Below are 11,542 nucleotides of genomic sequence, written 5' to 3'. Positions count from 1 at the left end.
TCCTTGTAGATTTGTTAGTATACCTCGTGCGTTAACTTAAGGTTAATAGTCATCAAACAATGCTGAATGATTGTCTGCAATGAAAAACTCTGTTTTTAGTCAAAAAATCTATTCTTTCTTACTTGCTGCTTATCGATGGTACTTACAGACTCCTGAACGTTCTTTAGATGAAGCTTACAATGCAGCATTAAAAATTCAGGAAATAGAAGATAAGCATTTCAATGGTAATAAAATAGACAATGACTCAACCATGTACAGTAACAGTGTGATGGATTATTTTGAGTCAGACCTTAAGAAGCTATTAAAAATTGCCAGGATGCGGTTGACGGAGTTTAGAGGAAGCCGTTGGTTTCTAAATGAAGAGAATCAAAAAGCTGCCGAAAAAGCAGGTATAGAGTATCTAAGTCCTTCTTTAGTTTTAGAAAAGCTAAACTATATCGACCAAGTTATATCTAAATACACAACAAGTTCCGATCAAACAACTTCCAAAGCTTTAGTAGTACAACCTCCAAATCTCCCAGTTAACTCTGTCACATCTGACGAAAAATTGCTGCTCGTCAATACTCCAACATTACCACCCAAAATACCAAATCAAGACTTAAATCATAAACCAAAAGCCAAGAGTAAAACCGATACAATGGGTGTTTTACCTCGCTCTATTTTAAGTACTATCAGTCGTCTGCAAGTTGAATTAGACCCTAATTCGGAACAAGAAGTAATTCAGAGTTTTCGTCAAACTCAGAAAAGAACAATAATCTCTATCAGGTTTATTTTACTATTAATTATTGTACCACTTTTAACACATCAAATAGCAAAAGCTTTTGTAGTTGGGCCAATTATTGATAAATTTAGAAGCACTCAGGAAATGCAGATATTTCTCAATTCCGAAATGGAAGAGGAAGCTCTTGTAGAATTACAAAGATTTGAAGAAAAACTCAAGTTTGAAAATCTTATTATCAAAGCCCCTCCACTGTTACCTGAGCAGATGGAGACTGAAATGAAAAATAAGGCGAAAGAGCTTGCTGAAGAATTTCGTCAAGAAAGTTCTGGTGCTATCAAAAATGTTTTTGCAGATATGTTCTCGGTGGTTGCTTTTATCTGGCTTTTGTTAGTCAGTAAGTCTTCTATTGCTGTAGTCAAAGATTTCTTTGATAATATTGTTTATGGACTTAGTGACAGTGCAAAGGCGTTTATCATTATTTTGTTTACTGATATCTTTGTAGGATTCCACTCTCCTCATGGCTGGGAAGTACTGCTAGAAGGAGTATCACGTCATTGGGGATTACCAGCAAATAGAGATTTTATCTTCTTATTTATTGCTACATTTCCGGTGATTTTAGATACTATTTTTAAGTATTGGATCTTCCGATATTTGAACCGGATCTCGCCTTCTGCTGTTGCGACTTACCGTAATATGAATGAATAGGGGATTGGGGATTAGAAAATTTTTTGGTGTTTGATTTTAGAATTTGAGCGAGGTGGGAGAATCTTAAACATTTTGAATTTTAATGAAAAAGACACTTACTGGATTAAGAAAGTTTAATCAAATTATTGCCATCAGCTTACCTGTAGTTTTGTCGATTTTCCTGGTGCGGATGCAATCTTTGACTCATCGAGAAGTCATTTCACCAGAATGTCAGGTGAAAAAGTGGAATATTCCAGTGTCCTTGACTGGTGAAAATCAAGATGCATTTCCACAAAAACAAAAATTACCATTAATCCCAAGACTACCAATTACTTGTTGTGAAAGTGATACCTCTTGTTTGGATGAAGTAATTTATGGAGAAATACCAGAGAAAAAGGCACTGATAAGTGCGATCGCTCGCAGTCTCCAATATCTGCAAACAGCTAATGCGGCGGCTGCTTATCAAAATTATCCGGTGGCTGGGATTACGCGCGATCGCGTCATCAAAAGCTTGCAAAGATTCCGCGAACTCCTATTAAAAACCAATTCTGCAACCGAATTACACCAAGCCATCGAGCGGGAATTTGTTCTTTACCAGTCAGTCGGTAAAGATAACCAAGGTTCCGTTTTATTCACCGCCTATTATGAGCCACTTTACGCAGCTAGCCGCGTCCCGACAACAGAATATCGCTATCCTGTTTATCGCTTACCTCCTGATTTCAACTCTTGGACTAAGCCTCATCCGACACGCGAGGAGTTAGAAGGAGCAGATGCTTTACAAAGTGCAAAAGGCAAATTGCGAGGATTAGAGTTATTTTGGTTTCGCTCTCGCCTCGAACCATATCTAGCTCAAATTCAAGGTTCAGCGAAACTTCAGCTTCCCGATGGGACTCAAACCACAATCGGCTATGCGGGTAACACCGCTTATAACTACAAAAGTATTGGGCGAGAATTAATAGATGATGGCAAGTTACCGCAAGAAGGTGTAACTATGCCAACTATTCTCGATTATTTCCAAAAGCATCCTCAAGAATTAAATATTTATATTCCGCGCGATCGCAGCTTTGTTTTTTTTCAAGAAAATCACGGTCAGCCAGCCCAAGGCTCTATTAATGTACCACTAACAGCAGAGCGTTCTATTGCTACAGATAAATCTCTGATGCCTCCTGGTGCTTTAGCGTTAATTCGCGCTTCTATTCCCTTCGTCAATCCTACCGGAAAAATGCAGGAGCAGATTATTAGCCGCTATGTTCTTGACCAAGACGCTGGAGGTGCAATTAAAGGTGCAGGTAGAGTGGATTATTTTTTAGGTACTGGGAAAATTGCAGGCGATCGCGCTGGTGTTACAGTCAGCAATGGACAATTATTTTATCTCTTACTCAAGTCCAAAAATTAAACACACTGCGATTTTAATACTAAAATTCCTGACTTCTCTAAAAAGTCAGGAATCTTAGCTTTTGCTGAAAATGAAGCACCCATTCCAAATCAATGGAATGCTTACGCTGTATTCATTTTGAATTTTGAATTTTGTTAGCGCAGCGTTAGCGAGTCTGCGTTCGCGCAGCGTCTCGTAGAGAGCGTCATTTTGAATTCCGCCTTGCGGTACTAGGCTTCTAAATCCATGTCACCATCATCATCGTCATGATCGTAAGGGATATCGTCAAGGTCTATCATTTCGGAAATTTCTTCTACTTCAGTTAGATACTCAGATTCTTGATGTTCGCGTTCGATGAGACGACCAGTTGACTTTAGCCATTCCAAGAGAATAAACTCATTACTTGTACGAATTACAGGCGCTCGCTGGTTACGAGGTTCTTCACGCAGAGGACTTATAGGCATAAAAAAACTCACTTTGAATTTATAGGTTAGCGTACAAAAACGTCAAAATTGTACATTAAGCTTAAAAGTCTTGTATGACAAGTCTTTTCTCAACAGACAAAATATGACCCATTGAAGTTTTGTCTCAAGTCCATTTAGCTACTTACCATTAAAATGTCCAGATGTCAGTTTTAATAATAAATATTTCAGCGGATGCAATATATATTACAAAGCATTTGGTACCTTAACGAGAGTTTCATACATATCAGAGGGTAATGCAGACAGTCTATTCGCTACAGCGACTGCATCAGCTAAGTTACTAAATTGACATCGGACTATTTCTTGTCCATTTCCTGAAGGAAATCGTTTCCTAGCTTTATTAGATACAGCACAAATAATCGCTAAAGCTTTGGCGAACCCGTCTTTTGTCAATATTCTTTCTTGAGCGAACCCTTCAACTGGGATAAGACAAACCTCAAATCGATAGCCAGGTCTGGGAGAAACAGCTATGTCGATATATGGCTTATCTTCTTTTCTGATTCGGCGTAAATATTTGGCTGTTAAATTAGTATCATGCAAATCAGTCCCAAGGGCGTAAGTAAAAAAGCAATCTTCAGTGAGGGATTCAGGACGAGTAATTATATCCGTGGGCATAAGTTCCAATAGTATCGGTATGCTGTCTGCGTGTGTGACACACTAGACTTGTCCGTTCTTCTTAGCACATTTTTTTGACGGTTAGATGTATCAGTGTCACGCGAGACATTACAATACATTTCGACTAACTAAAATTTTAATTTTTGAAATACTTATGACATCAAACACCTTCAGAATCAAAGGGTGTAGAGATTTAGATTCGGAGAGGGGTCTATATAGTCAGTTACATAACCGAAAATATTTCTCAACATAATCAAATCATAACATAGTTGACGCCAAATCCTGCGATCGCTTCACCTGAAAGCATCGGTGAATGCCTAAAAGCGATCGCGATCGCAAACTATCTAAATATTTATTTATACTCATCTACTTATAAACTGAGTGGGAACCGCTACATTAACGTAATTATGGAGAAGCTTAAATATATTTTGGGAATTTAGAGATGTTTGAAAAACGATTTTCAGGGCAAATTTATTTTTTCCAGAGAAAAATCTGACACTTTCACTTAATATTTAGTTTTGGTTATTAAGACTGTTTAGAGGTTTTAATCAGTATTTAATAGACTTTATTAATTACTTGACAAACTGCACACTATTAAAACTTAATCTGAATCTATAGTTTGCGGCTATTTATCTCAAACTTGTGGATTTTTCAGCGTTTTTTGTGTTTTTCACGACATCAAAAAAAATAAATAGTGGTTTATGCTACTTAACGAAATCATTAATGTGCCATTCACGTTATTGACTCAGTGCTACTACGGTTTTTGTAGTGTAGGTAGTAAAAATAGGCTTTCTGAGTCCTTTTCAAATAGGGCTATACCAACCAATATTTCTGGCATTTTCTCACTGTTGTTTAAGTTAACAACTTATACCAGTCTTAGATAAAACTGCGCTCAACACATAGGTTAAAGCGTAGCAATATCTCGTAGGTTAAGGAGTAAAAACCAACACGTATGAGATGTTGGAATCTTGGATTGCGTCCTTCAAACGCCACTTGCTTCTCCCTTGGAGTCAAAGGAGAGGCTTGGCGTAGCTTGCTTAAACGCAGAAAAGCCGGAAAACCCTTATACATCTGTGGTTTTCAAGCCGAGATGCATAGCAATCACTTTTCAGATTGGTATTAGCCATGAGTAACAGCGATGCCGAAGGCGGGCTACGCCTACGCAAAACCCGTTAGAACTAGCTACTATTCCGTCTCCACCAAACTTTTTTGAGGCATTCAATGAACAAGATTAATCTGTACAAACAACACCAGACCAAAAATAGGGTATTGATTTTTACTTCTTTGACTGTTTTGGCTTCTTCATTAGTACTACCCTTCCAACAAGCCTTTGCGGCAACATTGACTACTGTTGTAAATTTCAACGGCACTAACGGAGCTAGGCCAGAAGCTGGTGTACTTAAAGGTAACGGTACTGACAACAATCTTTATGGAACTACTTCTGCTGGTGGCACTTCTGGCAAAGGAACCGCATTCAAGTTAACTCCTACTGCTTACACGACTCTGACTACACTGATAAACTTCACTGGAACCTCTGGAACCAACAAAGGGACTAATCCAGTCGCTAGATTATTTCAAGCAGCCGATGGCAATTTATATGGGGCAACCTTTACAGGTGGTACAAGTGACCTCGGCAGTGTGTTTAAGTTGGCGAAAACAGCTTTTACAACCCTGACAACTCTTGCAAATTTCACAGGCGCTAATGGGGCTAACCCAGCAGGCCGACTGATTACAGGTACTGATGGTAATTTGTGGGGGACAAGCTCTACAGGTGGTGCCAATAATAAAGGAACTATATTCAAGGTTTCGCCTACTACCGGGGCACTCACCACTGTCGCAACCTTTAGCGGTACTAATGGAGCAAATCCATTAGCAAGATTGCAACTGGCTAGTGATGGAAACTACTACGGCACTACCTCTACCGGGGGAGCAAGTGGTAACGGAGTTGTGTACAAGTTAACTCCCGCAGGAGTACTGACTCCATATAGCTTTAGTGGTGCTAATGGGGCAAATTCGCAGTCTGCATTAATTGAATCTGGTGGATTCCTCTACGGCACTTCTAAACTGGGTGGAGCCAACAATAAAGGAGCTGTATTCAGGTTTCCGCTCGGTGGCGGTACACCCGTTTTAGTTGCCAGTTTTAATGGTACCAATGGGGCCAACCCAACGGCTGCACTCATAAAAGCAAGCAATGGTAACTTCTATGGCACAGCTTCTGCTGGTGGGGCAAATAACAAAGGAGTTATCTATCAGCTGACTGGGGCAACCATCACTGGCTTAATTAGTTTTAATGGTACTAATGGGGCAACGCCAGAGTCGACGCTAATTCAGCTCTCAAATGGTGCCTTTTACGGTACTGCCTCTTTTGGCGGTAGTTCTAATCTAGGAACTGTGTTTAAGTTTGTAATCTAGTTCCAAATTTAATCGGCGTGTAGAAAATGGTAAAACGTACATTTGAACGTCTACCATTTTTCTACAATCGATGTAAACTTAATCTCGATATTTGCAATCCAGCTTCTCAAATCAGAGAAATTTAGTTTTAGATAAATCTTAATATCATGTTAACTTAACTTCAGAATACTAATGTAAAATATAGAACTTTACTACAGGTTGATAATTTGATTAATAATGAATGATGTTAAAATATGTTTAATTGTAGTAGTTGTAAAATTTGATACAAACAAGGACAAATTATAGTACACCATAGGAAAATTAGCAAATGTTTAGACAAAGTTCTCACGAGAGAAACTTTTTCAAAGCTTTAACTGTTAGTGCGGCGAAAGAATCTCACAAGTTAAGACGGGCATTTAAATCCTGTCTGACTATTTTGCTTGAATCTGTACCTTTTTTGATTGCTTGTGCTGTATTGGTTAGCGTTATCAGCCTCAAAAGTCCTATTCTGGTCTTTTGTTTACTTGTAGGTAGTTTAATTGCAGTCATCACCCAGCAAATTGGTCAGCAAGTGAATTTACCAAGGCGATCGCTAATATTATTACAAATTTTAGCAGCAGCGATCGTTCTGAGTTTATATTGGTTAGACTGGTTTGCAGCCCCCGCACAAGCACAGTTTTTTGGGGAAGCTGAAAAGTTTTTCAAAAAAACCTTAACAGCAAACAACGGTGGTGCTGGCGAAACTCCAGTAAGCCTGATATTTAATGTGTTACGGGCAATTTACTTACTTTATATTGCAATCTCCCTAGTTGGTGTGATTAATGCAGTGCGTAAAGATGAAGATTGGCAAAGCATCGCCAGAACTCCCCTATTAGTGGTTGTTGCTGTTACCATTGCTGATGTACTCACACGCTTTGTAATCGGCGATAGCAGTAGATAATTCAAATATTTCAAATGTCTCAAGAGCGGGAACAAGAATTTCGTCCAGTCAATCAGGTTCTGGGAAGTCAACCTTCATTAGGGCCAATTCCTGCCGATCAAATTCTTCCTTGGACGGTAATAGCCTTAGCCTCCTACTTTATTATCAATGGGATTTTTGGAGGTCTTTTTGAAGAAGAGTTTCAAAAATGGTTGTGGACAGTACTAATGACTGGTTGGGGAATAGGAACTTGGTGGATTTTAACTGGTGGTAGGAGTTGGAGTTTTTTAAGTAAATTTATTGGCGTTCCCGCTTGGACAAGAGGCTTTGCTCGTTATCAAAGCTTACTGGAAGTTAACCATGAAGCAAAAAATCGGAAAACAAAGCGTCGGCATCGCCGGAAATGAAAGTAGATTAACGCCATTTGAAGACGCCTTGCACTTGGCGACAATGCTGCGTGTTGCAATGAATGGACGTGATATTGGCGCTTACCTGTTGACAAAAGGTACTCAAAAAGATCGGTTCTGCTTTGTTTTTGGTTTTGATTGTAAGGGAATTCATACCACCTTAAGACCTGAACAAATTGATACACTTTTTAATAACATTGAAGCTGGATTAAAAGACATTCCTAGCGGTGAAAGGATGACGCTGCACTTGGGTTCTTTTAGTTCAGATAAAGAGCGCCAAAAAGAGTTAGCAACATTAATCAAAAATGCGCCATCGCGAGACATCAAATATTTGTTGATGGCGGAGAGAGCCAGAATTAAAGAACTTACTATATCTGGAATTCGTAAACCTAAATTTTTGCGGATTTATGTAACTTACACCATTGAATCTAACTCACAACACGCAGATGATTGGATAGAAAAGCTTTTAGTCAAAGCTGAATCCTGGTGGTTGAAATTTAAAGGCGATCTTTTAGAAGTAGAAAATCAACGTATTGAAACCCTGATTACAAATGCTTACAACCAGGGTTTTCTCCGTTGGGAACAAATCTTATCTAACAAAATGGGATTGGATGTCAAACCTTTGACTGCTGATGAACTTTGGGGGGAAATCTGGAAAAGGTTTAATGATACGCAGCCAATAGATATTCCCCAGTTAATGACTTTAGATGAAGAAGGGTTACACGAACAAGTTAATTCAGATTTAGCTAGTACTAAATTACTTCTAGACAATATCCACGGCACAACTTTGCTGATGGAATCTAGTGTACCTTGTGCCGATCGCCGCTGGGTGAATGTTAATAATCGTTATATTGGCGCATTATCATTTCTGGAAAAACCCGGCGGTTGGGTTAATAAATCCTCTCAGCTGCGCTATTTGTGGGAACTGTTAGCCAGAGAAACAGTAGTAGATACAGAAATTTTTTGTGAGTTGACTGCTGCCAATCCAGCATTGGTAAAAACTACCCTGCAACGAGTGCTGAAGCAGTCAAACATGACAACAATCATGGCTCAAGAAAAAAGTAAAACTATTGATGTCAACGCTCAATTAAAGTTGAAGAAGTCGGTAGCAGCGCAAGAGCAGTTATTTGAAGGTGCAGTCCCGATTTATACGAGTGTCGCTATTTTAGTACATCGCCCAACTTTAGAAAAATTAGATGAGGCGACAAGATATATTGAAAACTGTTTTCAACGTCCAGCCAGAGTAATTAGGGAAACTGAATATGCCTGGAAAATTTGGCTGCAAACTCTACCAATAGTTTGGGAGGGTTTATTAGCAACACCCTTCAACCGTCGCCAGCTATACTTAACAAGTGAAGTTCCGGGATTAATGCCTCTAGTTTTAACCAAAAAAGGTGACAAACAAGGCTTTGAGTTGATTGCTGAAGAAGGCGGAACACCCATACATTTAGATTTATTTAATCAGCACAAAAATTTAGCTTTGTTTGCGACAACTCGTGCTGGTAAATCGGTGTTGGTATCAGGAATTTTAACTCAGGCTTTAGCGCATGGGATTCCGGTTGTGGCGTTAGATTTCCCGAAACCTGATGGGACATCTACTTTCACTGACTATACAGAGTTTATGGAGGGGAATGGAGCCTATTTTGATATTTCCAAACAATCGAATAACTTGTTTGAACAGCCAGATTTACGATCGCTAGAAGCAGAACAGCAGCGCGATCGCTTTAACGATTATACTGCCTTCCTGGAATCAGCGTTAATGACAATGGTTTTAGGATCGTCCACTGAAAGTCAAATTTTATCGCAAACCGTGCGATCGCTGCTCAACCTCGCTTTAGAAGCCTTCTTTAGAGATGAGGGCATCAAAGAGCGATATCGACAGGCAATGGAGGGAGGATTTGGCACTCTTGCTTGGCAGAAAACCCCTACCTTAAAAGATTTTCTCTTCTTTTGCTCACCAGAACACTTGCAGTTAAGTTCTTTAACTGGCAGAGTCGAAGACGCCCTCAGTCAAATTCAGTTACGCTTACGATTTTGGCTTTCTAGCCGCGTGGGACAAGCTATTTCTGCACCATCCAGCTTTCCAACCAATGCACAACTGTTAGTTTTTGCTCTCAGAAACCTATCGGATAGTGAAGATGCAGCCGTACTATCCTTGAGTGCTTATTCAGCCGCACTCCGACGTGCATTAGGTAGTCCAGCTTCCATATTCTTTATTGACGAAGCACCAATTTTATTTGAGTTCGAGCAAATTTCTGATTTAGTTGGTAGAATTTGTGCGAACGGTGCTAAAGCCGGTATCAGAGTCATCTTATCAGGACAAGATCCTGACACCATTGCTAAATCTAAAGCTGCATCGAAAATATTGCAAAACCTGACAACACGGTTGATTGGACGCATTCAGCCAGTTGCAGTGGATAGTTTTGCAGACATCTTGAAATATCCCCGCCAAGTTATTTCTCGTAATGCCTCAGAAAGCTTTTTTCCCCGCAAAGAAGGCGTTTATAGCCAATGGTTATTAGATGATAACGGTATTTATACGTTCTGCCGTTACTATCCAGGTTACGAACAATTGGCAGCAGTTGCTAATAATCCTTATGAACAAACTGCACGTAGCCAAATGATGCAACTTCACAGTGATAAATATGAAGCAATTTCTGCGTTCGCACGTCAATTAGTGGCCACTCTGCGTAGTAGTTAATTGAGTTATTGAGGCAGTTAACAGTGAGTCAAACCATTTTGGATTTTAGATTTCTGATAGTTTAGCATTAGCGAGTTACGAGCGTCTTTTAGATTTACTGCACCCACTATTAGGTTGTAGCTTAAGGATTTTAGATTTACAGCGCATTGCAACGGGAGTTGAACCGAAAAACTAATTCTATTGTCCAAAATCTAAAATTAGCACGGTTAAAAAGCTAAATTTTTACCTCACTATATAATGTAGTCTACCTTTTTCAGGCACAGATGTATGCGAAAAACTACCATTTTTACTTTTACCTTACTATCATCTCTCGCAATACTACCAGCGATCGCACAAGTTCAGACAGGCGGATTAGGCCAGGTTTGGACTGACTTTCAGTCATATTCCAAAGATATGCAAGATTACTTTCAGCATAATAATTTGAAGGATACCTTAAACCCTTTAGAAGAAGGTCAGAGTCGAATTGCTATTGAGAATGCCAAGGGAGATTTAAAGATACCTAACCCCGTCATCGCGGGACAAAAAATTCGTGATGATGTAATTAACTACTCTTATAATTCAGATGCTAAATCAAGTCGCTTTGAGAATAATTCAGCAGTGCGGGGAAATTTAGTTAGTAATGAACTTAATCGTATAATTACCCGTGGAGTCGCAGTAGGTGTTCTCGGTAAAAATGGACAAACTAGGACAAAAATAAAGTTAGAAAATACAGAGAAAAGTCTGGAAGATATTGAGGGATTTGCCCAGGAAACAGAGGGTAGCAATAATATATTTCTCGAGAAAATTAAGTCCGGTATTGCTAACGTAACTAAAGATGCACTTAAAGCCTCTGAACCAACAGTAAATGCTATTTCTGGATTAGCAGAATTGCTAGGTGTTAGTCAAGTGCAAATGATGAAAATTCAACAGGAACAAATAAAAATTGTAGCTGAAACATTTGGTCAAACATTACAAACAAATCAGGCTTTGCAATATTCCAACTTAAATTTAGCAAATATTTCTCAGCAAGCGGAAGAAGCTAATCGCGCTCGAAGAGTAGAAACATCAACAGAAGCAGCGCGACTTTTACGAGCAACTTCTCAACTAGATTTGTTTGGCAGAAACGTTAATAATAAGGATTTGAAACTAAAAAAACTTTAACTTTCCAAAGAGCTTTTAAAATCCTTTAACTGATGACAGCCAACAAAAAATCTAAAAAAAGTCTGGTAGAGTGCGTTACCTTCTAACGTACCCTACTAAATCTAAGA

Annotated in this window: 10 protein-coding genes; 8 read left to right on the top strand and 2 right to left on the bottom strand. The window is 39.1% G+C overall.

The features are described from left to right. Positions 1–70 precede the first annotated feature (70 nt). Both RMX69_RS04965 and RMX69_RS04960 read left to right on the top strand, forming a co-directional pair. Positions 71–1,426, top strand: coding sequence for a proton extrusion protein PcxA (locus RMX69_RS04965; protein WP_289797741.1), 1,356 nt, complete (start codon positions 71–73; stop codon positions 1,424–1,426). An 82-nt stretch (positions 1,427–1,508) separates the two neighbouring features. Further along, positions 1,509–2,801 carry a murein transglycosylase A gene (locus RMX69_RS04960; RefSeq protein ID WP_322636693.1) on the top strand — a complete coding sequence of 431 codons (1,293 nt, stop codon included), beginning with the start codon at positions 1,509–1,511 and terminating at the stop codon, positions 2,799–2,801. 209 nt (positions 2,802–3,010) lie between these two features. Here RMX69_RS04960 and RMX69_RS04955 read toward each other — a convergent pair whose 3' ends face one another. Next, the gene (locus RMX69_RS04955; RefSeq protein WP_289797739.1) at positions 3,011–3,244 is read right to left on the bottom strand and encodes a DUF3134 domain-containing protein; all 234 of its coding nucleotides are present in this window, start codon (positions 3,242–3,244) and stop codon (positions 3,011–3,013) included. A gap of 204 nt (positions 3,245–3,448) precedes the next feature. Further along, positions 3,449–3,877: a hypothetical protein gene (locus tag RMX69_RS04950; protein ID WP_289797738.1), complete on the bottom strand. Its 429-nt coding sequence runs from the start codon at positions 3,875–3,877 to the stop codon at positions 3,449–3,451. 269 nt (positions 3,878–4,146) lie between these two features. Here RMX69_RS04950 and RMX69_RS04945 point away from each other — a divergent pair, with 269 nt between their 5' ends. The 6 genes from RMX69_RS04945 (at position 4,147) to RMX69_RS04920 (ending at position 11,435) form a co-directional block, all read left to right on the top strand. After that, entirely contained in the window at positions 4,147–4,317 is a 171-nt protein-coding gene (locus RMX69_RS04945) for a hypothetical protein (RefSeq protein WP_289797737.1), read from the top strand. 781 nt (positions 4,318–5,098) lie between these two features. Continuing rightward, entirely contained in the window at positions 5,099–6,289 is a 1,191-nt protein-coding gene (locus tag RMX69_RS04940; protein WP_322636692.1) for a choice-of-anchor tandem repeat GloVer-containing protein, read from the top strand. A 307-nt stretch (positions 6,290–6,596) separates the two neighbouring features. Then, entirely contained in the window at positions 6,597–7,208 is a 612-nt protein-coding gene (locus RMX69_RS04935; protein WP_289797735.1) for a hypothetical protein, read from the top strand. 14 nt (positions 7,209–7,222) lie between these two features. Further along, the gene (locus tag RMX69_RS04930) at positions 7,223–7,594 is read left to right on the top strand and encodes a hypothetical protein (protein WP_099101832.1); all 372 of its coding nucleotides are present in this window, start codon (positions 7,223–7,225) and stop codon (positions 7,592–7,594) included. Beyond that, positions 7,548–10,295: a hypothetical protein gene (locus RMX69_RS04925; protein ID WP_322636691.1), complete on the top strand. Its 2,748-nt coding sequence runs from the start codon at positions 7,548–7,550 to the stop codon at positions 10,293–10,295. Before RMX69_RS04930 ends, RMX69_RS04925 begins: the two co-directional genes overlap by 47 nt. Positions 10,296–10,562: 267 nt before the next feature. Beyond that, a complete protein-coding gene (locus RMX69_RS04920; protein WP_289797733.1) occupies positions 10,563–11,435 on the top strand; it encodes a hypothetical protein in 873 nt (290 codons plus the stop codon). Positions 11,436–11,542 lie beyond the last annotated feature (107 nt).

Origin of the sequence: Nostoc sp. EspVER01 (assembly GCF_034530635.1) — a bacterium.
In the GTDB taxonomy this organism is placed as follows: Bacteria; Cyanobacteriota; Cyanobacteriia; order Cyanobacteriales; family Nostocaceae; genus Nostoc.
The sequence above is the reverse complement of the archived record's forward strand: the minus strand, read 5'-3'. Positions and strand labels throughout refer to the sequence as shown.